Annotated in this window: 18 protein-coding genes; 15 read left to right on the top strand and 3 right to left on the bottom strand. The window is 73.7% G+C overall.

Annotated features, from left to right (window positions below; translation table 11 throughout):
* Positions 1-108: 108 nt before the first annotated feature.
* The 10 genes from ASD48_RS08760 to ASD48_RS08715 all read left to right on the top strand — a co-directional run bounded on the left by ASD48_RS08760 (position 109) and on the right by ASD48_RS08715 (position 14958).
* Entirely contained in the window at positions 109-3021 is a 2913-nt protein-coding gene (locus ASD48_RS08760; protein WP_057600782.1) for an FAD-binding and (Fe-S)-binding domain-containing protein, read from the top strand.
* 310 nt (positions 3022-3331) lie between these two features.
* Positions 3332-4300, top strand: a complete 969-nt coding sequence (locus ASD48_RS08755; RefSeq protein WP_057600781.1) for an EamA family transporter — start codon at positions 3332-3334, stop codon at positions 4298-4300.
* A gap of 538 nt (positions 4301-4838) precedes the next feature.
* A complete protein-coding gene (locus tag ASD48_RS08750; protein ID WP_057600780.1) occupies positions 4839-5633 on the top strand; it encodes a TIGR03084 family metal-binding protein in 795 nt (264 codons plus the stop codon).
* Complete coding sequence (locus tag ASD48_RS08745) at positions 5630-7318, top strand: acyclic terpene utilization AtuA family protein (protein WP_057600779.1); 1689 nt, start codon at positions 5630-5632, stop codon at positions 7316-7318. Before ASD48_RS08750 ends, ASD48_RS08745 begins: the two co-directional genes overlap by 4 nt.
* On the top strand, positions 7315-8913 hold the full coding sequence (locus ASD48_RS08740) for a carboxyl transferase domain-containing protein (RefSeq protein ID WP_057600778.1): 1599 nt from the start codon (positions 7315-7317) through the stop codon (positions 8911-8913). Before ASD48_RS08745 ends, ASD48_RS08740 begins: the two co-directional genes overlap by 4 nt.
* Before the next feature lie 5 nt (positions 8914-8918).
* The gene (locus tag ASD48_RS08735) at positions 8919-10766 is read left to right on the top strand and encodes a biotin carboxylase N-terminal domain-containing protein (protein WP_057600777.1); all 1848 of its coding nucleotides are present in this window, start codon (positions 8919-8921) and stop codon (positions 10764-10766) included.
* Between the two features lie 42 nt (positions 10767-10808).
* On the top strand, positions 10809-11954 hold the full coding sequence (locus ASD48_RS08730) for an acyl-CoA dehydrogenase (protein ID WP_057600776.1): 1146 nt from the start codon (positions 10809-10811) through the stop codon (positions 11952-11954).
* A 42-nt stretch (positions 11955-11996) separates the two neighbouring features.
* The gene (locus ASD48_RS08725; RefSeq protein WP_057600775.1) at positions 11997-13565 is read left to right on the top strand and encodes a 4-coumarate--CoA ligase family protein; all 1569 of its coding nucleotides are present in this window, start codon (positions 11997-11999) and stop codon (positions 13563-13565) included.
* The gene (locus tag ASD48_RS08720) at positions 13562-14308 is read left to right on the top strand and encodes an enoyl-CoA hydratase family protein (protein ID WP_057600774.1); all 747 of its coding nucleotides are present in this window, start codon (positions 13562-13564) and stop codon (positions 14306-14308) included. The genes ASD48_RS08725 and ASD48_RS08720 overlap by 4 nt, the downstream gene beginning before the upstream one ends.
* Complete coding sequence (locus ASD48_RS08715) at positions 14296-14958, top strand: TetR/AcrR family transcriptional regulator (RefSeq protein ID WP_079073664.1); 663 nt, start codon at positions 14296-14298, stop codon at positions 14956-14958. The genes ASD48_RS08720 and ASD48_RS08715 overlap by 13 nt, the downstream gene beginning before the upstream one ends.
* A 36-nt stretch (positions 14959-14994) precedes the next feature.
* On the opposite strand, the gene pdxH is transcribed toward ASD48_RS08715, so the two are convergent.
* On the bottom strand, positions 14995-15675 hold the full coding sequence (pdxH, locus tag ASD48_RS08710; protein ID WP_057600773.1) for a pyridoxamine 5'-phosphate oxidase: 681 nt from the start codon (positions 15673-15675) through the stop codon (positions 14995-14997).
* Between the two features lie 283 nt (positions 15676-15958).
* Between pdxH and ASD48_RS08705 the strand changes: the two genes are divergently transcribed.
* Positions 15959-17059, top strand: a complete 1101-nt coding sequence (locus ASD48_RS08705; protein ID WP_057600772.1) for a citrate synthase 2 — start codon at positions 15959-15961, stop codon at positions 17057-17059.
* A gap of 103 nt (positions 17060-17162) precedes the next feature.
* On the opposite strand, the gene ASD48_RS08700 is transcribed toward ASD48_RS08705, so the two are convergent.
* Complete coding sequence (locus tag ASD48_RS08700) at positions 17163-18179, bottom strand: 2-oxoglutarate and iron-dependent oxygenase domain-containing protein (protein WP_057600771.1); 1017 nt, start codon at positions 18177-18179, stop codon at positions 17163-17165.
* Positions 18180-18767: 588 nt separating this feature from the next.
* Between ASD48_RS08700 and ASD48_RS08695 the strand changes: the two genes are divergently transcribed.
* Positions 18768-19226 (top strand): GNAT family N-acetyltransferase, encoded by a 459-nt coding sequence (locus ASD48_RS08695; RefSeq protein WP_057600770.1) that lies wholly within the window; start codon positions 18768-18770, stop codon positions 19224-19226.
* Between the two features lie 103 nt (positions 19227-19329).
* Positions 19330-20808, top strand: a complete 1479-nt coding sequence (locus ASD48_RS08690) for a PAS domain-containing protein (RefSeq protein WP_057600769.1) — start codon at positions 19330-19332, stop codon at positions 20806-20808.
* 87 nt (positions 20809-20895) lie between these two features.
* Here ASD48_RS08690 and ASD48_RS08685 read toward each other — a convergent pair whose 3' ends face one another.
* On the bottom strand, positions 20896-21651 hold the full coding sequence (locus tag ASD48_RS08685; RefSeq protein WP_057600768.1) for an SIS domain-containing protein: 756 nt from the start codon (positions 21649-21651) through the stop codon (positions 20896-20898).
* Positions 21652-21921: 270 nt separating this feature from the next.
* Between ASD48_RS08685 and ASD48_RS08680 the strand changes: the two genes are divergently transcribed.
* Positions 21922-22614: a metal-dependent transcriptional regulator gene (locus tag ASD48_RS08680; protein ID WP_020130217.1), complete on the top strand. Its 693-nt coding sequence runs from the start codon at positions 21922-21924 to the stop codon at positions 22612-22614.
* 518 nt (positions 22615-23132) lie between these two features.
* Positions 23133-24089: an alpha/beta hydrolase gene (locus tag ASD48_RS08675; protein ID WP_057600767.1), complete on the top strand. Its 957-nt coding sequence runs from the start codon at positions 23133-23135 to the stop codon at positions 24087-24089.
* The last annotated feature ends 425 nt before the right edge of the window (positions 24090-24514 follow it).

Below are 24514 nucleotides of genomic sequence, written 5' to 3'. Positions count from 1 at the left end.
GGGGCTGGGCCCGGCGTCTCCCGTTCCCTTCACCTTCGGCCTGGACGGCCTCGTCCTCGAACGCCGGACGGGCTGTGGGAGGCGGACGCATGCTGGTTTGCTGAAACCATGACGGATCTTGAGGCCGAGCTGCGCAAGGCCGTCCGGGGTGACGTCCGCTTCGATGTCACCTCCCGGGCGCTCGTGACCATGGACGCGTCGAACTACCGCCGCGTTCCCCTGGGCGTGGTGGCACCCCGGGACGGTGACGACGTGGCGGCCGCGCTGGAGGTGTGCCGGGCGGCCGGGGTCCCGGTGGTGGCGCGGGGCGGCGGGACGTCCATCGCGGGCCAGGCCACCGGCACCGGCGTGGTGCTGGACTTCACGCGCCACATGAACCGGTTGGTCGCCCTGGATCCGGGGACGCGGACCGCCGTCGTCCAGCCGGGGCTGGTTCTCGACCGGCTCCAGGAGGCGGCCGCCCCGCACGGGCTGCGCTTCGGTCCCGACCCCTCCACCCACAGCCGCTGCACGCTCGGCGGGATGATCGGCAACAACTCGTGCGGCTCCCACTCCGTGGCCTGGGGGACGACGGCGGACGGGGTGCGCGAGCTGGAGGTCGTCACCGCGCGCGGGGGGCGGCTGCGGCTCGGGCAGGGGTGGACGGGGGCGCCGGACGGCCTGCGCGCACTGGTCGACGGCGAACTCGCCCGGCTGCGGACCGGCTTTCCCGAACTGCCCCGCCGTATCTCGGGGTACGCCCTGGACGCGCTGCTGCCGGAGAACGGCGCCGACGTGGCCCGTTCCTTCTGCGGCAGCGAAGGCACCCTGGGTGTGCTCACGGAGGCCGTCGTACGGCTCGTCGAGGCTCCCCGCGCGCGGGTGCTCGCGGTGCTCGGGTACGCCGACGAGGGCGCCGCCGCCGAGGCCGCAGCCGGGCTGCTGCCGTTCGGACCGCTGACCGTGGAGGGGATGGCGGCCGACCTGGTGCCGTCGGACGCGGCGGCCGGGCTGCCGAGGGGCGGGGCCTGGCTGTTCGTGGAGACGGGCGGTGAGTCGGAGGGCGAGGCACGCGCGCGTGCGGAGGCCGTCGTGCGCGCGGCGGACGTCCTGGACGCGCGGATCGTGCGGGACCCCGCCGGGCAGCGGGCGCTGTGGCGGATCCGCGAGGACGCGAGCGGGACGGCTACCCGCATGCCGGACGGCACGGAGGCCTGGCCCGGCTGGGAGGACTGCGCGGTGCCGCCGGCCCGGCTCGGCGCGTATCTGCGGGACTTCCGGGCGCTGCTCACCGGCCACGGCCTGCGCGGCACGCCGTACGGGCACTTCGGGGACGGCTGCATCCACGTCCGCATCGACTTCGACCTGCTGACGGCGCCGGGGATCGCCCGCTTCCGCCGGTTCTCCGAGGAACTGGCCGAACTGGTCGTGTCCCACGGCGGCTCCCTCTCCGGCGAACACGGTGACGGACAGGCCCGGGCCGAGCTGCTGCCGAAGATGTACGGGCAGGACATGGTCGCCCTGTTCGAGCGGGCCAAGGCGGTCTGGGACCCGGACGACCTCCTCAACCCGGGGATGCTGGTGCGTCCCGCGCCCCTCGACGGCAACCTGCGCTTCGCCGTGCTCCCGCGCGAGCCGGTCGACGTCGTCTTCGGCTACCCGTCCGACGGCGGTGACTTCTCGGCGGCGGTGCGCCGGTGCGTCGGCGTCGCGAAGTGCCGTACGACGACCGCGCCGGGGGCCGTGCCCGGGGCGGGAGCGGGGCCGGGGGTGATGTGCCCGTCGTTCCGGGCCACGGGCCGGGAGGAGCACTCCACGCGCGGGCGTGCCCGGCTGCTGCACGAGATGCTGGCCGGTGAGCTGGTGACCGACGGCTGGCGCTCCACCGAGGTCCGGGACGCGCTCGACCTGTGCCTGTCCTGCAAGGGCTGCCGTTCCGACTGCCCCGTCGAGGTCGACATGGCCACCTACAAGGCGGAGTTCCTGCACCACCACTACGCGGGCCGTCGGCGTCCGGCCGCCCACTACAGCATGGGGTGGCTGCCGGTGTGGCTGCGGTGGGTGAGCCGGCTGCGGGCGGCCGCCGCGCTCAACGCGCTCGCCTCGGTCGGCCCGCTGACGGGCCTCGCCAAGCGGCTGGGCGGGATCGCGCCCGAGCGGGACATCCCGCGGCTGGCGCGGCAGACGTTCAGCGGGTGGTGGCGGCGCAGGGAACCCGTCCTCGCCGGCCCGGGGCAGGGCGGTGACCTGGTCGTCCTGTGGCCCGACACCTTCACCGAGCATCTCTCGCCGTCCGTGGGCCGGTCCGCCGTACGGGTCCTGGAGGCGGCGGGGCTGCGGGTGGCGCTGCCACCGACCCTGCGGATGCGGGGCCGGCCGGTGGGCGACGGCCGGTCGAGGAGCGCGGCCGCGCTGCTGACCGCCCGCCGGGGCCGGGTCTGCTGCGGGCTGACGTACGTCTCCACCGGCCAGCTCGACCACGCGCGCGTGGTGCTGCGCCGCACGCTCGACCTGATGGAACCGGTGCTGGAGACGGCCGTGCCGGTCGTCGTCCTGGAGCCGAGCTGCGCGGCCGCCCTGCGCACCGACCTGCCCGAGCTGCTGCACGACGACCCGCGCGCGGCCCGTCTCGCCGCCCGTGTCCTCACCTTCGCGGAGGCCCTGGAGCGGCACGCACCCGACTGGACCCCGCCCCGCCTGGACCGTCCGGCGGTCGGCCAGACCCACTGCCACCAGCACGCGGTCCTGGGCGACGCGGCCGAGCGGCGGCTGCGCGAGGCCGCGGGTCTCGGCGGGGACCTGAGCGGCGGGTGCTGCGGCCTCGCCGGGAACTTCGGCTTCGAGAAGGGCCACTTCGAGGTGTCGGCGGCCTGTGCGCGGGAGCAGCTCCTGCCCGCCGTGCGGGACGCCCCCGAGGGAGCGGTGGTCCTGGCGGACGGCTTCTCCTGCCGCACCCAGTTGGAGCAGCTGGCGGGGACCCGGGGGAGACACCTCGCGGAGGTACTGGCAGAGCACCTGGAGGACGACGGACGCGCGCAGTGAGGGGCCGCGTCTGGGGGGAGTCCCTGAGGAGCGCCGAGGAGCGCCGACGTGCGCCGAGGGGGCCTGGGGGCGCCGGGGGAGCCCTGACGGGCGCCGAGGCGGCACCGAAGGGAGGTGGTCCGCGCGGGCGGCGCCGGGCGTGGCTGCCGAAAGGGTGGGCCCGGCCGTACGGACCGGGCCGGGCGGGCGGCCGACGTCTCACAGCCCGAGACAGTGGCATAACGGGTTCACACGCCTGACGAAGTCCATTACCCTGGACTTGAAAGTGCAGCGTGATGTACGCACCTCGAGCCGAGCCCCAGGACCGCCCGTGACTGCCCCCGACACCGCCGCCACACCCCAGCTCGCCCCCACCGCCACAGCGACCGGCGGCCCCGGGGTCCCGGGCCGGCTGGGCGCCCTCGGCCCGGTCGGCCTCGTCCTCGCCGGAGGCGTCTCGGTGCAGTTCGGCGGCGCGCTGGCGGTGACGCTGATGCCGCGGGCGGGCGCCCTGGGCGTGGTGGCGCTGCGGTTGCTGGTGGCGGCGGTGGTCCTGCTGGTGATCTGCCGGCCCCGGCTGCGCGGCCACTCCCGCACCGACTGGGGCACGGTCGTCGTCTTCGGCGTCACGATGGCCGCGATGAACGGCCTCTTCTACCAGGCGGTCGACCGCATCCCGCTGGGCGCGGCGGTGACGCTGGAGGTCCTCGGCCCCCTCGCGCTGTCCGTGGTGGTCTCGCGCCGCGCGCTGAACCTGGTCTGGGCCGGCCTGGCCCTCGTGGGCGTCTTCCTGCTCAGCGGGGGCGGCGGGCACGGCGGGGACGGTGGCGGGCTGGACGGCGGCCTCGACCTGGTAGGTGTCGCCTTCGCGCTGGGAGCGGGGGCCATGTGGGCGGCGTACATCGTCTTCAGCGCCCGCACCGGCCGCCGTTTCCCGCAGGCGGACGGCCTGGCCCTGGCGATGGCGGTGGGCGCCCTGCTCTTCCTCCCCCTGGGGCTCGCGGAGTCGGGCAGCAAACTGGCCGACCCGGTGACACTGGGCCTCGGGGCGGCGGTGGCCCTGCTCTCCTCGGTCCTGCCCTACACCCTCGAACTTCTCGCCCTGCGCCGTATGCCCGCCTCCACCTTCGCGATCCTGATGAGTCTGGAACCGGCCGTCGCCGCCACCGCGGGCTTCCTCATCCTCGACCAGGCGCTGACCACGATCCAGGCGGCCGCGATCGCCCTGGTCGTCGCGGCGAGCATGGGCGCGGTCCGGACGCAGGTGGGGCGGCCGAAGTCGGCGGTCCCGGAAGCCTGACGGGCACGTCGGCCGGGGCCGCCGGAGCCCGATCGCACCCTGCCCGTGCGGGCAGCATCCACGAGTACCGCGGTACGCCCGACGCCTCGGCGCTCCGGACAGCCCGCACGGCGCCGCCGCGAGGAGCGGGCGACTCCGTGCGGACAGAGAAACGGTGAGCCGAGACGGCCGGGAAGACCAGCCGTCACCGTCGCCCCGTCGCCCCGTCGCCCCGTCGCCCCGTCGCTCCGTCGCCCCGTGCCCCCGTCGGCCCGTCGGCTTCACCGCGAGCCTGGTCCTCCGGGAACGCCTGGACCTCCGGAACGCCTGGACCTCCGGGAACGCCTGATGTCCCTCGCGTCTGGTGCCCCTCGCCCCTGATGCCACGAAGTCGGCGGGCGCGAGGGGCCTTCGCCACCGCGCGAACCGATCTGGCCGTCGGCGGCGAGGATCCCTTGAACCGGTCGAAGGGGCGCTCGCGGTCCGGGCGCGAGGGGCCTCGCGGAAATTCATGCAAGCATGCTTGATTGTTTCTTGGCCCGCTGCCATGCTCCACCCCATGGCCGACCCGACGCCCGTGCTCGACGACCTCCGTGCCGAAAGCGACGAACTCGACCGGCTGGTGGCCGGGTTGAGTCCCGAGCGGTGGACGCTTCCGACCCCCGCCCCCGGCTGGACCGTCGCCCACCAGATCGCGCACCTCGCCTGGACCGACCACTCCTCCGCGCTGGCCGTGACCGACCAGGGCGCGTTCGCCCGCGAGGTCGAGAAGGCGCTCGCCGCGCCCGGGGACTTCGTCGACAACGGCGCGCGGGAGGGTGCCGCGAAGCCGCCCGAGCGGCTGCTCGCGGACTGGCGGGCCGGGCGCGAAACCTTGGCGGAGGCCCTGCGGGCGGCCCCCGCGGGAGCGCGCTTCCCCTGGTACGGCCCGCCCATGTCGGCCGCCTCCATGGCCACCGCCCGGCTCATGGAGACCTGGGCCCACGGCCGGGACGTGGCGGACGCGCTGGGCGAGACGCCCGCACCCACCGACCGGCTCCGGCACATCGTCCGCCTCGGCGTCCGCACCCGGGACTTCGCCTTCGGCGTGCACGGACTGTCCACACCGTTCGAGGAGTTCCGCGTGGAACTGCGCGGACCGTCCGGCGACCTGTGGACGTACGGCCCCGAGGACGCCACCGACCGCGTGACCGGCTCCGCCCTCGACTTCTGCCTCCTGGTCACCCAGCGCGCCCACCGCGCCGACCTCGCCCTGCGCGCCGAAGGCCCCGACGCCGACCGCTGGCTGGACATCGCCCAGGCCTTCGCGGGCCCGCCCGGCGGCGGCCGTAAGCCGAAGGGGGCCGTCCGGTGACGGTGCTGCGGATAGGCAACGCCTCCGGCTTCTACGGCGACCGCTTCGACGCCCTGCGCGACATGCTCACCGGCGGCGACCTCGACGTCGTCACCGGCGACTACCTCGCCGAGCTGACCATGCTGATCCTCGGCCGCGACCGGCTGAAGAACCCCGCCGGCGGGTACGCCCGGACCTTCCTGCGGCAACTGGAGGAGTCCCTCGGCCTCGCCCACGACCGCGGCGTACGGATCGTCACCAACGCCGGAGGCCTCAATCCGGCCGGACTCGCCGACGCCGTGCGGCAGTTGGCGGAGCGGCTCGGCATCCCGGTACGCGTCGCGCACGTCGAGGGCGACGACCTCGGCGCCCGGTATCCCGGCAGCCTCACCGCCCACGCCTATCTCGGCGGCTCCGGCATCGCCGCGTGTCTGCGCGAGGGCGCGGAGATCGTCGTCACCGGACGGGTCACCGACGCGGCCCTCGTCACCGGCCCCGCCGCCGCCCACTTCGGCTGGGGGCCCGAGGAGTACGACCGGCTCGCGGGCGCCGTCGTCGCCGGACACGTCCTGGAGTGCGGGACCCAGGCCACCGGCGGCAACTACGCCTTCTTCGCCGAGGGAGCCCGGGACCTGCGGCGGCCCGGCTTCCCGCTCGCCGAGATCCACGAGGACGGCAGCTGCGTCATCACCAAGCACCCCGGCACCGGCGGCTTCGTCGACGTCGGCACGGTGACCGCGCAGCTGCTGTACGAGACGACGGGCGCCCGCTACGCCGGCCCCGACGTCACCGCCCGGCTGGACACCGTACGGCTCACCCAGGACGGCCCGGACCGGGTGCGGATCCACGGCGTCCGCGGGGAGGCCCCGCCCCCGACCCTCAAGGTCGGCCGCACCCGCCTCGGCGGCTTCCGCAACGAGGTCGTCTTCGTGCTCACCGGCCTGGACATCGAGGCCAAGGCCGCGCTCGTACGGGAACAGATGGCGCAGGTGTTCCTCAAGTCCCGCCCCGCGGAGGTGCGGTGGGAGCTGGTCCGGACCGACCGGGCCGACGCCGACACCGAGGAGACCGCGAGCGCGCTGCTGCGGCTCGTCGTGCGCGACCCCGAACAGGATCCCGTGGGAAGGGCGTTGAGCGGAGCCGCCGTGGAGCTGGCGCTGGCCAGCTATCCCGGCTTCCATGTGCTCGCGCCGCCCGGGAAGGGCTCCCCCTACGGGGTGTTCGAGGCCTCGTACGTGCCGCGGGAGGACGTCGAGCACCTCGCCGTCCTCCACGACGGCCGCCGCCTGCCCGTCGCCGCGCCCCCGGCCGCCGGCACCCTCGAACTCGAGGAGGTGCCGGAACCGGACCTGCCGGAGCCGCCGCCGCCCGGCCCCGTACGGCGCGCGCCGCTCGGGCTGGTGGCCGGCGCCCGCAGCGGCGACAAGGGCGGCAACGCCAACGTGGGGGTGTGGGCCCGGACGGACGAGGCCTGGCGATGGCTCGCCCACGAACTGACGGCCGACAGGTTCCGGCAGCTCGTCCCCGAGAGCCGCGAGCTGACCGTCACCCGGCACACCCTGCCCCGGCTGCGCGCCCTGAACTTCGTCGTCGAGGGCGTCCTCGGCGCCGGGGTCGCCGCGCAGCACCGCTTCGACCCGCAGGCCAAGGCGCTCGGCGAATGGCTGCGCTCCCGACACCTGGACATCCCGGAGGCCCTCCTGTGACGGCTCTCACGTCCGCCCTGGACACCCAGGGCCCCGACTACCGCGCGCACCGCGAGGCCATGCTCGCCAAGCTCGCCGACCTCGACACCGAGCACGCGAAGGCGCTGGCGGGGGGAGGGGAGAAGTACGTCGCCCGGCACCGCGCGCGCGGCAAGCTCCTCGCCCGTGAGCGCGTCGAGCTGCTCCTCGACCCCGACACGCCGTTCCTGGAACTGTCGCCGCTGGCCGCCTGGGGCAGCGAGTACACGGTGGGCGCCTCCCTCGTCACCGGCATCGGGCTCGTCGAGGGCGTGGAGTGCATGATCACCGCCAACGACCCGACCGTGCGCGGCGGCGCCAGCAACCCCTGGTCCCTGAAGAAGGCCCTGCGCGCCAACGACATCGCCCTCGCCAACCGGCTGCCCTGCGTCAGCCTGGTGGAGTCGGGCGGGGCCGACCTGCCGTCGCAGAAGGAGATCTTCATCCCGGGCGGGGCCGTCTTCCGCGACCTGACCCGCCTCTCCGCCGCCGGGATCCCGACCGTCGCCGTCGTCTTCGGGAACTCGACCGCGGGCGGCGCGTACATCCCCGGCATGAGCGACCACGCGATCATGGTCAAGGAACGCGCGAAGGTGTTCCTCGGCGGGCCGCCCCTGGTGAAGATGGCGACCGGCGAGGAGAGCGACGACGAGTCGCTGGGCGGCGCCGAGATGCACGCGCGCGTGTCCGGCCTCGCCGACCACTTCGCCGTCGACGAGCGGGACGCGCTGCGGCAGGCACGCCGCGTGGTGGCCCGCCTCAACCACCGCAAGGCGTACCGCGACCCGGGCCCGGCCCTCCCTCCCGAGTACGACGAGGACGAACTCCTGGGCATCGTCCCCGGGGATCTGCGCACCCCCTTCGACCCGCGCGAGGTGATCGCCCGGATCGTCGACGCCTCCGACTTCGACGAGTTCAAGCCCCTCTACGGGACGAGCCTCGTCACCGGCTGGGCGACCCTGCACGGCTACCCGGTCGGGATCCTGGCCAACGCCCAGGGCGTGCTGTTCAGCGCGGAGTCCCAGAAGGCGGCCCAGTTCATCCAGCTCGCCAACCAGCGCGACATCCCGCTGCTCTTCCTGCACAACACCACCGGCTACATGGTCGGCAAGGAGTACGAGCAGGGCGGCATCATCAAGCACGGCGCGATGATGATCAACGCGGTCGCCAACTCGAAGGTCCCGCACCTGTCCGTCCTCCTGGGCGCCTCGTACGGGGCCGGCCACTACGGCATGTGCGGACGCGCCTACGACCCCCGCTTCCTCTTCGCCTGGCCGAGCGCCAAGTCGGCGGTGATGGGCCCGCAGCAGCTCGCCGGGGTCCTGTCCATCGTCGCCCGGCAGTCGTCGGCCGCGAAGGGCCTGCCCTACGACGACGACGCGGACGCCGCCCTGCGCGCCATGGTGGAGCAGCAGATCGAGTCCGAGTCGCTGCCGATGTTCCTGTCCGGGCGGCTGTACGACGACGGTGTCATCGATCCGCGCGACACCCGCACCGTTCTCGGCCTGTGCCTGTCGGCCGTCCACACCGCGCCCTTCGAGGGAGCGCGGGGCGGCTTCGGCGTCTTCCGGATGTGAGGCTCATGATTACTTCCGTTCTGGTGGCCAACCGCGGCGAGATCGCCTGCCGCGTCTTCCGGACCTGCCGTGAGGCGGGCATCCGTACCGTCGCCGTGCACTCGGACGCCGACACCGGCGCCCTCCACGCGCGCGTGGCGGACGCGGCCGTACGGCTGCCGGGCAGCGCGCCCGCGGACACCTACCTGCGTGCCGACCTCGTGGTGAAGGCCGCCGTCGGCGCGGGCGCGGACGCCGTCCACCCCGGCTACGGTTTCCTCTCCGAGAACGCCGGCTTCGCGCGCGCCGTCCTGGACGCCGGCCTCGTCTGGATCGGGCCGCCGCCCGAGGCGATCGAGGCGATGGCGTCCAAGACCCGCGCCAAGCAGCTCATGGGGCTCGCCCCGCTCGCCTCGGACGAGGTGACGGAGGCCGACCTGCCGGTACTGGTGAAGGCGGCCGCGGGCGGCGGCGGGCGCGGTATGCGCGTCGTGCGCCGCCTGACGGAACTGGGCGCCGCGCTGGAGGGCGCCCGGGCCGAGGCCGCGAGCGCGTTCGGCGACGGCGAGGTGTTCGTCGAGCCGTACGTCGAGAACGGCCGCCACGTCGAGGTGCAGATCCTCGCCGACACGCACGGCACGGTGTGGGCGCTCGGCACCCGCGACTGCTCCCTCCAGCGCCGCCACCAGAAGGTGATCGAGGAGGCGCCGGCCCCGGGCCTGTCCGAGCGGACGGAGCGGGAGCTGCGCGCGCTGGCCGTGCGGGCCGCGCGGGCCGTCTCGTACGTCGGGGCCGGCACCGTCGAGTTCCTCGTCGCCGACGGCCGCGCGCACTTCCTGGAGATGAACACCCGCCTCCAGGTCGAACACCCCGTCACCGAGGCCGTCTTCGGCCTCGACCTGGTGGCCGAGCAGATCCGGATCGCCGAGGGCGCCGCCCTGGCTCCCGAGCCCCCACGCGCGCGTGGCCACGCCGTAGAGGCCCGGCTCTACGCCGAGGACCCGGCGAACGACTGGACCCCGCAGACCGGCACCCTGCACCGTCTGGCCGTCCCCGAGGGCGTCCGTCTGGACACCGGCTTCGGCGACGGCGACGACATCGGCGTCCACTACGACCCCATGCTCGCCAAGGTCGTCGCCCACGCCCCCACGCGCGCGGAGGCCATCCGCAAGCTCGCGGGAGCCCTGGAACGCACGGTCCTGCACGGCCCCGTCACCAACCGCGACCTGCTGGTCCGCTCCCTGCGCCACGCGGAGTTCACCTCCGCCCGCATGGACACCGGCTTCTACGACCGGCATCTCGACGACCTCACCGTCGCGGAGCCCGACCCGTACGCCCCGCTCGCCGCCGCCCTCGCGGACGCGCGCACCCGGTCGCCGCTGGGCGGCTGGCGCAACCTGCCGTCCCAGCCGCAGACGAAGCGGTACGCGGTGGCGGGCGAGGAGACGGAGGTCGGTTACCGCCACACCCGGACCGGTCTCACGGCCGAGGGGGTGCAGGTGGTGCACGCCGACCCCGGACTGGTCGTCCTGGAGATCGACGGCGTACGGCGCCGCTTCGAGGTCGCCCGCTACGGCGACCGCGTCCACGTCAACGACACGGCCCTCACCGCGCTGCCCCGCTTCCCCGACCCGGAGGCCCAGCACGCCCCCGGCTCCCTGCTCGCGCCGATGCCCGGCACGGTCGTCAAGCTCGCGGACGGTCTCGTCACCGGATCGAGTGTCCGGGCCGGTGAACCGCTGCTGTGGCTCGAAGCGATGAAGATGCAGCACGTCATCTCGGCCCCGGTGGAGGGGACGGTGACGGCGCTGCCGGTGACGACAGGACAGCAGGTGCAGGTCGGCACCCTGCTGGCGGTGGTTCAGGAGACCTAGGGCGCGACCGGACATGACCAACCCGCAGACGAAGGAGTCACATTGAGCACGCTGATCGAATCCGACGAGCACAAGGCACTCCGCGCGGCGGTCTCGTCCTTCGCCAGGAGCCACGCCCACGACTCCGACGCCGAGAAGAGCGGCCTCTGGCAGGAAGCCGCCAAGCTCGGCTACATCGGCGTCAACCTGCCGGAGGCGTACGGCGGCGGAGGCGGCGGCATCGCCGAGCTCTCCCTGGTCCTCGAGGAGCTCGGCGCCGCCGGAGCCCCGCTGCTGATGATGATCGTCTCCCCGGCGATCTGCGGCACGGTCATCGCCCGCTTCGGCACCGAGGCCCAGAAGCGGGAGTGGCTGCCCGCCCTGGCCGACGGCAGCCGCCTCATGGCCTTCGGCATCACCGAACCCGACGCCGGCTCCAACAGCCACCGCATCACCACCACCGCCCGCCGCGACCCCGCGAGCGGCGACTGGCTGCTGACCGGCCGCAAGGTCTTCGTCTCCGGCGTCGACATCGCCGACGCCACCCTGATCGTCGGCCGCACCGAGGACGCCCGCACCGGCAGCCTCAAGCCCTGCCTGTTCATCGTCCCGCGCGACGCCGAAGGCTTCTCCCGCCGCCGCATCGACATGGAACTGAACAGTGTGGAGAAGCAGTTCGAGCTCGTCCTGGACGAGGTGCGGCTCCCGGCGGAGGCGCTCGTCGGCGACGAGGACGCGGGCCTGCTCCAGCTCTTCGCCGGACTCAACCCCGAGCGCATCATGACGGCCGCCTTCGCGATCGGCATGGGCCGCCACGCCCTCTCCAAGGCGGTCGAGTACGCCCGCGACCGCACCGTCTGGAAGAGCCCGATCGGCGCCCACCAGGCCATCGCGCACCCCCTCGCGCAGGCCCACATCGACCTCGAACTGGCCCGCCTGATGATGCAGAAGGCGGCCCAGCTGTACGACGCGGGGGACGACGCCGGCGCGGGCGAGGCCGCCAACATGGCCAAGTACGCGGCCGGGGAGGCCTGCGTGAAGGCGGTCGACCAGTCCGTGCACACCCTCGGCGGCAACGGCCTCACGCGCGAGTTCGGCCTCGCCCGGCTGATAACGGCCTCCCGCGTGGCTCGTATCGCCCCGGTGAGCCGGGAGATGATTCTCAACTACGTCTCCCACCAGACCCTGGGCCTGCCCAAGTCGTACTGACCGCAGCCGGCAACCGTCGTGTCCGGCGCGCGAGGAGGAACCGTGTTCCGCAGCGAGTTCGCAGACGTCCCGCCCGTAGACCTCCCCATCCACGACGCCGTGCTGGGCCGTGCCGCCGAGTTCGGCGAACTGCCGGCGCTCGTCGACGGCACGGACGGCACCACCCTCACGTACGACCAGGTGGACCGGTTCCACCGGCGGGTCGCCGCCGCGCTCGCCGAGGCCGGGGTCCGCAAGGGCGACGCACTGGCGCTGCACAGCCCCAACACCGTCGCCTTCCCGCTCGCCTTCTACGCGGCCACGCGCGCGGGCGCCACGGTCACCACCGTGCATCCGCTCGCCACCGCCGAGGAGTTCGCCAAGCAGCTCGACGACTCCGCCGCCCGCTGGATCGTCACCGTCTCCCCGCTGCTCCAGACGGCCCGGCGGGCGGCCGAACTCGCGGGCGGCGTCGAGGAGATCTTCGTCTGCGACACCGCCGCCGGGCACCGCTCGCTCGTCGACATGCTCGCCTCGGCGGCCCCGGAACCCCAGGTGGACATCGACCCGGTGGAGGACGTGGCGGCCCTGCCGTACTCCTCCGGAACCACCGGCGTCCCCAAGGGCGTGATGCTCACCCACCGGCAGATCGCCACCAACCTCGCCCAGCTCCGGCCCGCGATGTCCGTGGGTCCCGGCGACCGCATCCTCGCCGTGCTGCCCTTCTTCCACATCTACGGCCTGACCGCCCTGATGAACGCGCCCCTGCGCCAGGGCGCCACCGTCGTGGTGCTGCCCCGCTTCGACCTGGAGACCTTCCTCGCGGCCATCCAGAACCACCGCATCACCGGCCTGTACGTGGCCCCGCCGATCGTCCTCGCCCTCGCCAAGCACCCGGCGGTCACCCGGTACGACCTGTCGTCCCTGCGGTACGTCGTCAGCGCGGCCGCGCCCCTGGACGCCGCCCTCGCCGCCGCCTGCTCCGAGCGCCTGAACCTGCCGCCGGTCGGCCAGGCCTACGGCATGACGGAACTGTCCCCGGGCACCCATGTCGTCCCGCTCGACGCCATGCGGGACGCCCCCGCCGGCACCGTCGGCAAACTCATCGCCGGCACCGAGATGCGGATCGTCTCCCTGGACGACCCCGACAAGGACCTGGAGGCCGGTGAGTCCGGCGAGATCCTCATCCGGGGCCCGCAGATCATGAAGGGCTACCTGGGGCGCCCCGACGCCACCGCCGACATGATCGACGGCGACGGCTGGCTGCACACCGGCGACGTCGGGCGGGTCGACGCGGACGGCTGGCTGTTCGTCGTCGACCGGGTCAAGGAACTGATCAAGTACAAGGGCTTCCAGGTGGCCCCCGCCGAACTCGAGGCCCTCCTGCTCACCCACCCCGGCATAGCGGACGCGGCCGTCATCGGCGTCTACAACGACGACGGCAACGAGGTCCCGCACGCGTACGTGGTCCGGCAGCCCACGTCACCCGAGCTCGCCGAGGGAGAGATCGCGATGTACGTCGCCGAGCGGGTCGCCCCCTACAAGCGTGTCCGCGGGGTCACCTTCATCGACGCCGTGCCGCGCGCCGCCTCGGGGAAGATCCTGCGCCGTCAACTGAGGGAGCGCGCATGACGACCGCCCTGGTCGGACGGACCCGGGTCCGAGGAGTCGAGACCCTCAGCCTCGACTCGCCCACCACCCGCAACGCCCTCTCGCGCGCCCTCGTGAGCGAACTGACGGACGCGCTCGGGAGCTGCGACAAGGACGACGACGTACGGGCCGTCGTCCTCACCCACACCGGCAACACCTTCAGCGCGGGCGCCGACCTGAAGGACCCCCCGCCGCCCCACGCGGTGCCCGCGCTGCTCCGGCGGATCCTCGAACTGCGCAAGCCCGTGGTGGCCCGGGTCGCCGGTCACGTACGGGCGGGCGGGCTGGGCGTGCTCGGCGCCTGCGACATCGCGCTCGCCTCCGGGACGGCGACCTTCGCGTTCACGGAGGTGCGCATCGGGGTCGCGCCCGCCGTCATCTCCCTGCCGCTGCTGCCCCGCGTCGACCCGCGCGCCCTCGCCCGCTACTGCCTCACCGGCGAGACCTTCGGCGCGGCCGAGGCGGCCCGGATCGGCCTCGTCACCCTCTCGGCCGGCGACACCGACCTGGACGATGCCCTCACGCCCGTCCTCGACGGTCTGCGCCGGGCCGCTCCCACGGCCCTGGCCAGGACGAAGGAGCTGCTCACGGCTAAGGTGCTGGAGGCCCTCGTCGAGGACGCGGGCGAGATGACCAGGCTCTCGGCCTCGTTGTTCGCCGGCCCCGACGCCCGCGAGGGAATGACGGCCTTCCTCGAACGACGGGATCCTCCATGGGTGTTGTGACCACGGACGAACGCGCTCCGGGTGACCGTGCTCCGGGTGACCGCGGGCCGGGTGACCGCGGGCCGGGCGACCGGGTGCCCAAGCAGGACCGCAGCCGGGCCACCCGGCAGCGGCTCCTGGCGGCCGCCGTGTCCTGCCTCGCCGAACACGGCTGGGCGGGCTCCACGGTCTCCGTCGTCGCCGAACGCGCGGGGGTCTCCCGGGGCGCGGCCCAGCACCACTTCCCCACCCGCGAGGACCTCTTCACCGCGGCCGTCGAGTACGTCGCCGAGGAACGCTCGGACGCGTTGCGCGCGCTGTTCCCGCAGGGCGCGAAGGGCGACCGGCGCGCGGTCGTCACCGCCCTCGTGGGCCTCTACACCGGTCCCCTCTTCCGAGCCGCCCTGCACCTGTGGGTGGCCGCCTCCAACGAGGAGCAGCTGCGCTCGCGCGTGACCGAGCTGGAGGCCCGCGTGGGCCGCGAGAGCCACCGCATAGCCGTCGAGCTCCTGGGCGCCGACGAGTCCGCGCCCGGCGTCCGCGAGACCGTCCAGGGCCTGCTGGACATGGCCCGCGGGCTCGGCCTCGCCAACCTCCTCACCGACGACGCGGGGCGCCGCGAGCGCGTGGTGACGCAGTGGGCGGGCCTGCTGGACGACGCGCTCGGCTGACCCGACCGCCGCCCCCACCGCCGTCGCCCGGTCCCGTCAGGGGCTGAGCCGCTCCACCCGCCAGCTCCCGTCCGCCTCCGCCACGTACCGGAGCCGGTCGTGCAGCCGGTTCAGGCGGCCCTGCCAGAACTCCACCGACTGGGGAGCCACCCGGAATCCGCCCCAGTGCGGCGGCACCGGCACCTGCTCGCCCTCCGGGTAGCGGGCCGCCAGCTCGGCGTAGGAGGCGTCGAGATCGGAGCGGGTGGCGATCACCGAGGACTGCGCGCTGGCCCAGGCCCCCAGCTGCGAGCCGTGCGGCCGGGTCCGGAAGTACGCGGCGGTCTCGTCGCGCCCGGTGCGCCGCGCCACGCCCCGCACGATGACCTGCCGGGCCATCGGATGCCAGGGGAAGAGCAGCGACACGTACGGGTTCTCGGCGAGGTCGCGGGCCTTGCGGGAGTCGTAGTTCGTGTAGAAGACGAAGCCCTGCTCGTCGAAGTGCTTCAGCAGGACCGTGCGGGAGCCGGGCCGGCCCTCGGCGTCCGCGGTGGAGACGACCATGGCGTTCGGCTCGAAGAGATGGGCCTCGACGGCCGCGTCCTTGAACCAGCGGGCGAACTGCTCCACGGGTGTGGCGGCCAGCTCGGCCTCGGACAGCCCCTCGGCCCGGTACTGCTTGCGCATCGCGGCGGGATCGGGGACGGGGCCGGGGGAGACGGCGTCTGCGTCGGTCACGTGGTCATCTTGCCGTATGACCCACCGCCGCAGTCCGACCCACCAAAGGTGGCACTGAGTGCCGTGACCACTCCCCAAGGGTGGCACTCGGGGATATGGTGCAAAGGCACCCGTCGCCGCGTCCCGCCCCGGTCGGGTGCCGGTGGGGTGCCGGTCGGGTGACCGACGGCCGCACGGGGCATCAGTGGGGTACCGCCCAGGACCGCGAGTCCCGGCACCCGAGGTGCACAGGACCGCGGAACCGCCGGCGCCGCCCGTCGCACACATCACGAGGAGCCGCCCGATGTCCGACTTCGTACCCGGACTCGAAGGAGTCGTCGCGTTCGAGACGGAGATCGCCGAACCCGACAAGGAGGGCGGCGCCCTGCGGTACCGGGGCGTCGACATCGAGGACCTGGTCGGTCATGTCTCGTTCGGCAACGTCTGGGGCCTGCTCGTCGACGGCGCCTTCAATCCCGGCCTGCCGCCCGCCGAGCCGTTCCCGATCCCCGTCCACTCCGGCGACATCCGCGTCGACGTGCAGTCCGCGCTCGCCATGCTCGCGCCCGTCTGGGGCCTCAAGCCCCTCCTCGACATCGACGCCGAGCAGGCCCGCGCGGACCTCGCCCGCGCCGCCGTCATGGCCCTCTCCTACGTCGCCCAGTCCGCGCGCGGCCAGGGCCGGCCGATGGTCCCGCAGCGGGAGATCGACAAGGCGCAGTCCGTCGTCGAGCGGTTCATGATCCGCTGGCGCGGCGAGCCGGATCCCAAGCACGTGGCCGCGGTCGACGCCTACTGGACGTCGGCCGCCGAACACGGCATGAACGCGTCCACGTTCACGGCCCGCGTGATCGCCTCCACGGGCGCCGACGTCGCCGCCGCCCTGTCCGGCGCCGTGGGAGCCATGTCGGGCCCGCTGCACGGCGGCGCCCCCTCCCGCGTCCTCGGCATGATCGAGGAGATCGAGCGGACCGGGGACGCGGAGGCGTACGTCAAGCAGGCCCTCGACAAGGGTGAGCGGCTCATGGGCTTCGGGCACCGCGTCTACCGCGCCGAGGACCCACGCGCGCGCGTGCTGCGCCGTACGGCCCGCGAGCTGGGCGCGCCCCGCTTCGAGATCGCCGAAGCCCTGGAGAAGGCGGCCCTCGCGGAACTCCACGCCCGCCGTCCCGACCGGGTCCTGGCGACGAACGTCGAGTTCTGGGCGGCCATCATCCTGGACTTCGCCGAGGTCCCGGCGCAGATGTTCACCTCGATGTTCACCTGCGCCCGTACGGCGGGCTGGTCGGCGCACATCCTGGAGCAGAAGCGCACCGGCCGCCTGGTCCGCCCGTCGGCCCGCTACATCGGGCCGGGCTCCCGCAACCCCCGGGAGATCGAGGGCTACGGGGACATCAGCGGCTAGGCCGGGCCGCCCGGCCCGTCGCCGGAGCACGGCGTCACGGTCGGCGTCCACCGGGCGTCCTTCGGGCGTCCGTCATGCGTCAAGCGCGGCGGCACGAACGGCATCACGCGGGGCTGAGCAGCTCCGCGTGATGCCGTTCGGCCACCAGCGGGTGGGCCCGCAGCTTGCCCTTCAGCTCGTTGAAGCCGTACTCCGCGAAGAGCGGGTTTGCCGGGTCGTCGGTCACACCGGGCGCGGCGGAGGCGTGCGGGAAGGGCAGCGGCTCGACGCGGGCGTCCAGACGGGGGTTGTAGAAGAAGGGCACGGAGAACCGTTCGACGGCGCTCGGCGGCGACACGACCCGGTGGTTGGTGGCCACGAGATATCCGTTGGTCGCCACCTCCAGCAGCTCGCCCAGGTTGACGACGAAGGCGCCCGGCAGCGGCGGCACGTCGTGGAACAGTCCGTCCGCGCGCTGCACCTGGAGCCCGCCCACCCGGTCCTGGAGCAGCAGCGTCAGGAACCCGTAGTCCTTGTGCACCCCGACGCCCTGACCGGTGCCGTCGCCCGCGCTTCCCGGATACCGCACGAGCTTCAGATGCGGATGGGCCCGCTCCCCGAAGGCGTGGTCGTAGAAGTCGACGGGCGCCCCGATCGAGGCGAGCAGCTCGTGCAGCAGTTTCTCGGCGACGGCGCTCAGCCGCTCGATCCACGCGAGCGCGGCGGTCCGCAGCGCGGGCAGCCCGGCGGGCCACTGGTTGGGCCCCTCCAGCCACCAGTAGGCGGACTCGTCGGCACCGGGGTTCCGGGCCGGCCGTTCGGCCCCTATGTCGAGCTGGTCCCGCCAGTCCTGCCGCCCGCCGGTCCGCTCGTCGCCGGTCCGCGTGTAGCCGCGGAAGTGCGGCGAGTTCACGTTGTCGATGGCGAGCCGCTCGGCCTCGGGCAGCGCGAAGAAGGCCCGCATGGCCGACAGCAGCTCGTCGGTCTCCCGCTCACCGACCCCGTGCCCGACCAGCTGGAAGAACCCCACGTCGTGCGCGGCACTGTGCAGCTGCGCGTGCAGCAGCGCCCGCGCCTGTGGGCCGCGGTCGGCGGCGGAGAGATCGATGATCGGCAGTTGCTGGTACGACGGGTTCGTCATGGTACGTCCGCAGGTGTGCAGGGCCCGGCCGCCGCCGTGGGTGGGGTGGCGCACGGGTGCCAAGTGGGCAGGAGGAGAGGGAACGCAGGCGGATGTGAACCGCGGAAGGGGCTGGAAGCTCAGAGGGAGCGTCGACAGCCCATGCTCGTGACGCGGACGTAGTCCACGTGGCGGCGTCGAACGAGCGAAAGCATGCGCCCAGGGTACTGCCTGACGAAAGATCCGTACGTGGCGTGGATCACGCCCCGCAAACCCTGCGGACGGAGGGCAGGAAGGGCGGCCGGAAACGCAGGCGACCCGCGAGTCTGGTCCTCGCTCAGGAGGGCCGGCCGGACGTACCGGCGACTCGCGGGTCGGGTGACTGCGTTGAACTGGCCGGTTGCGTGCAACTCACACACGCCGGTCCGGCACCGCACTCAGTGGGCGACGGGCCACTAGCCCGCAGCCACCTCCGACGTCCGGTGTGCATACATGCTTCGGACCACCTCCTTTCCTTCGGTACGCCCCACACTAGGAACCCCTCTCCCGTCACTCAAGTGTTTTTCCGGGATGTTGACGCGGCCGACCGGGAAGCGATTCCCTGCTCACGTGACTGATCTTCGTCTGCGCACCGAGGCCGTGGCCGGTGAGGCCGCGCTCGAGCAGTGGCGGCACGTCCACAACACGATCGTGCCGCCGGCCGCGATGTCCCTCGACGAGGTGCGCGAGCGCGCGGGCCGTTACCGGCTGGAGAACGCCTACGTCGGTGACGTCCTCGTCGGCTGCTCGACCGTGCGGCCGCCCGAGGGCGAGCAGGGGGTGGCGACCGTCATCGCGCGCGTGCTGCCCGCGTACCGCGGACGTGGCCACGGCACCGCCCTGTACGACCACGCGCTCGCCCACGCGCGCGGGCTCGGCGCCCGGGTGGTCGAGACGTGCGTGCTGGCCGTCAACGAGGACGGCCTGCGGTTCGCGCGGGCACGCGGTTTCGTCGAGGTCGAACGGTACGTGCTCGACGGCGGGACGGCGGAATGGGTCGACCTGCGGCTCCTGCCCCGCGATGACTAGGGCGCGGTACAACGATTCCTCTGCAATCTTGCGGGAACCATATGTGGGCTGCGTCACGTTCGAGTTGAATGAGGGCAAGTGAGCGAACCTGCAGGGGGTCCAGGTGAGTGCTTCCCGACGTAGTGGGACCACCGACGAGCTGGGGCCGGACGAGCCCGAGCGGTCGGGCGGCGACGGCCCCACGCCCCCGGAAGACGCGGAGACGGCGGTCGGCCCGGTCGGCCCGGACGGCACCGACCTGCTCGCCGCGCTGCTCGACGGCATGGACGCGGCGCTCTGCGCGTTCGACGGCGACGGCATCGTCACCCACTGGAACCGCGAGGCCGAGCGCATCCTCGGCTGGACCGCCGCCGAGGCGGTCGGCCGGCACGGCTTCGCGGGATGGGCCGTGCGCGAGGCCGACGCCGAGGACATCGAGGGGCGGCTGATGTCCGCCATGCACGCGCCGGGCCGCCAGGTCCACGAGTTCGCGCTGCTGACCAAGGACGGCGGCCGCGTCCTCGTGCGCAGCCAGTCCGCCGCGGTGCGCGGGCCCGACGGCAAGCCCGCGGGACTGTACTTCGCGTTCAGCGAGGTGCACGCCCAGATCGACCTGGAGCGCTCCATCGCGCTCAGCGAGGCCCTCTTCGACGACGCCTCCTGGGGAGTCGTGCTGGTCGACGCCGACCTGCGCCCCGCCGTCGTCAACGCGCACGCGGCCCGCGCGCTCGGCACGGGGCGTACGGCCGCCCTGGGCCGTCCCCTGGGCGATCTGCTCACCCGGGGCGTCGAGGAGCTGGAGAACGCCCTGACGCACGTCCTGGCCGAGGGCGCTCCGCCGGCCCCCGCCGAGCTGTGGGTCGGGGTGCGCGCCCCGGAGGGCGAGAAGCTGCGCTGCTGGCGCAGCGGCTTCCTGCGGCTGGCCTCGCCGCTCGCCGAGGAACCGGTGCCCCTCGGGGTCGGCTGGCTCTTCCAGGACGTCACCGAGGCCAAGCAGGGCGAACAGGAGGCCTCGCTGCTGCGCTTCCGCGTCAACCAGCTGCACCGGGCCGCCCGCGCGGCCGCCGAGTGCGAGGACCCCGCCGAGGCGGCCACCGTGCACCTCGACTTCGCGCTCGCCGGATTCGCCGACCACGCCCTGGTCGACCGGGTGATGGGCGGTGCCCCGGCCGACGAGGAAGGCGCCGGGCCGCAGCGGCTGATGCGGGTCGCGGCCACCCCGTCGGGCGGGCCGGGTCCCAGCGCGCTCACCGGGCACACGGGCCTGCCGGTGCGCTACGGCGAGGCGCACCCGGCGCTCCAGTGCGTGGCGCGGGCCGGTTCGGTGCGGGCCGGGGTGGGCTCGGCGTCGGCCGACGAGGCGCGGGAGTGGGCGCGGGCGCGCCTGTGGCCCGACGACACGGTGCACGCCCTGTGCGCGGTGCTGCGCAGCCGGGGCCGCACCCTGGGGGTGGTGACGTTCCTGCGCGGCGGTGGCCGTACCGCCTTCGAGCGTTCCGACGCGAACTACGCCGAGGATGTCGCCGTCCGCATAGCCGCCGCGCTGGACCTCGCCGATCTGACCGGCGCGGCCGATACGGCGGGCCGCGGCGAAGGCGCCTGAAGCACACGGTCACGCGGGTCGGGCGGGGCGCGCGGGTCGGGCGGCCGATCCGCCTCGCGCCGCCGCCGGGTGGGCGGTGGCGCCCGTTCAGTGGCGGTAGAAGATCCGGTCCCGGTACTGCTCCATGATCCGCCCGTTCCAGTCGTGGCCGCCGTCGACGTTGCCGGAGCGCAGCAGCGGGGGCTCGATGCCGCGCTCGGCGAGGACGCCGGCCGCGGTGGCCATCACGGCCTGGAGGAGGGCCGAGGTGACGACCGTGGAGGCGGGGGCGAAGGGCGCGGGGACGGTGTCGAGGCTGAGCTCCGCGTCGCCGACCGCGATCTTGGAGTCCAGGACGACGTCGCAGTGGTCCTTCAGGAAGGTTCCGGAGACGTGCCGGGACGTCGTCTCCGAGGCGTAGGCCACCGACGTCAGGCCGATCACCCGGACGCCCAGCGCGCGGGCCTTCTGGGCCATCTCCACGGGCAGGGCGTTGCGGCCGGACAGCGAGACGATGACGAGGGCGTCGCCCGCGCGCAGGGGCGAGGTGTCCAGGACGGCGCTCGCGAGGCCGTCGACGCGCTCCAGGGCGGAGCCGAGGGTGGCGGGGGTGACGTCGACGCCGACGACGCCCGGGACCGCGAGCAGGTTCATCAGGGCGAGGCCGCCCGCGCGGTAGACGACGTCCTGGGCGGCGAGGGAGGAGTGACCGGCGCCGAAGGCGAAGAGACGGCCGCCTGCCGCCACGGTGTCGGCGAGCAGCGCGCCGGCCGCCTCGACGGTGCCGGCCTCCTCGTCGCGGGCCCGCTGGAGCAGGGCGATCGCGGCGTCGAAGAACTGGGCGGCGAGCTTGCGGTCGCTCATCCGTAGGGCCCCTTTGCCGTAGCGGGTGTCCGTGTCGCGGATCACCGTGCGGTCTGGACCAGTGCGCTGTCAATACGCCCGGTGACGGTGGTGCGGCCGGGGTGCCGGCCTGCCTCGCGGCGGGGATCCGCGCCCCGATGTAACCGCCTCGTTTCAACGGCGCGGCACGCTTGTCAGTGGTATCCGGCAGAATTGGGTCCAGGGCCAGCGCACGCGCCGGAGAGCCGTTCAGCCTTCGGCAGAGCCAGCAGAGCTAATCGAGGGGCACACATGTCCGGACTGATCGACACCACGGAGATGTATCTCCGCACCATCCTCGAGCTGGAAGAGGAAGGCGTGGTGCCCATGCGTGCCCGGATCGCCGAACGCCTCGACCAGAGCGGGCCCACGGTCAGCCAGACGGTGGCGCGCATGGAGCGCGACGGTCTGGTCTCCGTGGCCAGCGACCGGCACCTCGAGCTCACCGACGAGGGCCGCCGGCTCGCCACGCGCGTGATGCGCAAGCACCGCCTCGCCGAGTGTCTCCTCGTCGACGTCATCGGCCTGGAGTGGGAGCAGGTGCACGCCGAGGCCTGTCGCTGGGAGCACGTGATGAGCGAGGCCGTCGAGCGTCGCGTGCTGGAGCTTCTGCGGCACCCGACCGAGTCGCCGTACGGCAACCCGATCCCGGGTCTGGAGGAGCTGGGCGAGAAGGACGGCGCCGACCCGTTCCTGGACGAGGGCATGGTCTCGCTGGCCGACCTCGACCCGGGCCTGGAGGGCAAGACGGTCGTCGTACGCCGGATCGGCGAGCCGATCCAGACGGACGCCCAGCTGATGTACACGCTGCGTCGCGCGGGCGTGCAGCCCGGTTCGGTGGTGAGCGTGACGGAGTCGGCGGGCGGTGTCCTGGTGGGCAGCGGCGGCGAGGCGGCCGAGCTGGAGTCGGACGTCGCGTCCCACGTGTTCGTCGCGAAGCGCTGAGCTCCGGCCGGGCGGGCGCGGGTCGTCGTCGGGGCGACCACCGGGCGTCGCCGAAAGGCTGAGCATTGTTCAACTCCTGGGGGGCGTGGGGAAGTTGGGGTGTTCCGTCGATCTCGTCGAATCGCAGATTCCCTGTGTCGAATCGCAGCGCTCCGGCGCTTCACGTGCCAGGCTGTCGCGTGGGGCATATGACCTGAGGGGGGCCGGATGCCGTACCGCGGAGCAGTGGAGAGCCCCGGTGCCGTACGGCACCGGGGCCTGTCCTCCCCTGTTCTGACCCGGAGCCCCGAGCTCTCAGGGTCATTCCCCTCGGACCGATTTCCCCGAGCGGTCCGCCTCCCGCTGAAGGTCTCCCCTCGGCGGCGGGGATCATTCCTTGAGAGTGGTCACTCGAACGAGGGGTGTTGTGCGCGGAGAGTGCATTTCTCGAAAGGCCATTCGATAGCCTGCGGGTGATTGAAGGCAGTACGAAGGCATCGGAAGCGCAGCGGTATGACGGCTAGGGGGTGCCAGGACCTATGGCGCGACGCATCGACGTGACCGGGGCGGGCGGCGTACGCCTGGCGGCCTGGGAGTTCGGTGACCCGCCCAAGGGCGACCCGGCGACAGCGGTGACGGAGCCCGTCATTCCGCCCCAGCCCGTGCGGAGGCGGGACAGGGGCCGGCCCGCCGCGCCGCTCGAGAACGACGCCAAAAGCAGGCCGGGCGTCCTGTTACTGCACGGTCTGATGGGCCGGGCCTCGCACTGGTCCTCCACCGCCCGCTGGCTCTCCGAGCGGCACCGCGCGGTCGCCCTCGACCAGCGCGGCCACGGCCAGAGCGCGAAGCTGCCCGAGGCCGCCTTCACCCGCGAGGCCTACGTGGAGGACGCGGAGGCCGCCCTGGAGCAGCTGGGCCTCGCCCCGGCCGTCCTCATCGGCCACGCCATGGGCGCGCTCACCGCGTGGCAGCTCGCCGCCAAGCGCCCCGACCTGGTGCAGGGCCTGATCGTCTGCGACATGCGGGCCTCCGCGCTGGGAGCGGCCTCGCAACGCGAGTGGGGCGACTGGTTCAAGTCCTGGCCGGCCCCCTTCGCCACGCTCGCCGACGTCCGCAAGTGGTTCGGCGAGGACGACCCCTGGGTGGAGCGCCCGAACCCGTCCCGGGGCGAGTTCTACGCCGAGGTGATGCACGAGTCGCCGGACGGCTGGCGTCCCGTCTTCGAGCCCGAGCAGATGCTCAAGACCCGCGAGACCTGGGTCTACGACGCGCACTGGGAGGAGCTCGCCCAGGTCCAGTGTCCGGCGCTGGTGGTGCGCGGGCTGGACGGCGAACTCGGCCGCGCCGAGGCCCAGGAGATGGTCCGGGTCCTGCCGCGCGGCGCGTACGCGGAGGTCGCCGACGCCGGGCACCTCGTGCACTACGACCAGCCGGAGGGATGGCGCACGGCGATCGAACCCTTCCTCGACGCCGTCCTCACCCCCGAAGCACCCTGAACACCGGTGTCCTCCGAGTCCCCTGGCCCCTGAACACCGGTGTCCTCCGAGTCCCCTGGCCATCTGAGCACCGTCGCCCCTCCGAGTCCCCTGGCCCTGTGAGTTCCGGTGCCCTCTGAGGCCCCGGCTCCTGAGCAGAGTTCCGGTGCCCTCAGGCCCCTGGCTCCCCGACGGGCTCCTGGGCCCCTGAGTCCGCTTGGCCCCCCGGGTCCCTCGGGCCCCTCGGGCCCGCCCTCCTCGGCGCCTCTGAGGTCCCCTGAGGGCTCTGACGTATCCCTCGTATCCCTGGGACCCCTGCGGCCCACCGGAGGCTCTCTGACGCCCGCCGAAGCCCTCCCGAGGCCCCCGGGGTCCGAAGCCCTCCCGAGGCCCCCCGGGGTCCGGGGCCCTCGGGAGGCCCCCCGGGGCCCCGGGCCGCTCGCCCC

This window comes from Streptomyces sp. Root1310, from assembly GCF_001426425.1.
GTDB lineage: Bacteria > Actinomycetota > Actinomycetes > Streptomycetales > Streptomycetaceae > Streptomyces.
Note: the sequence above shows the minus strand (reverse complement) of the source record. Positions and strands in the feature narration are given on the sequence as shown.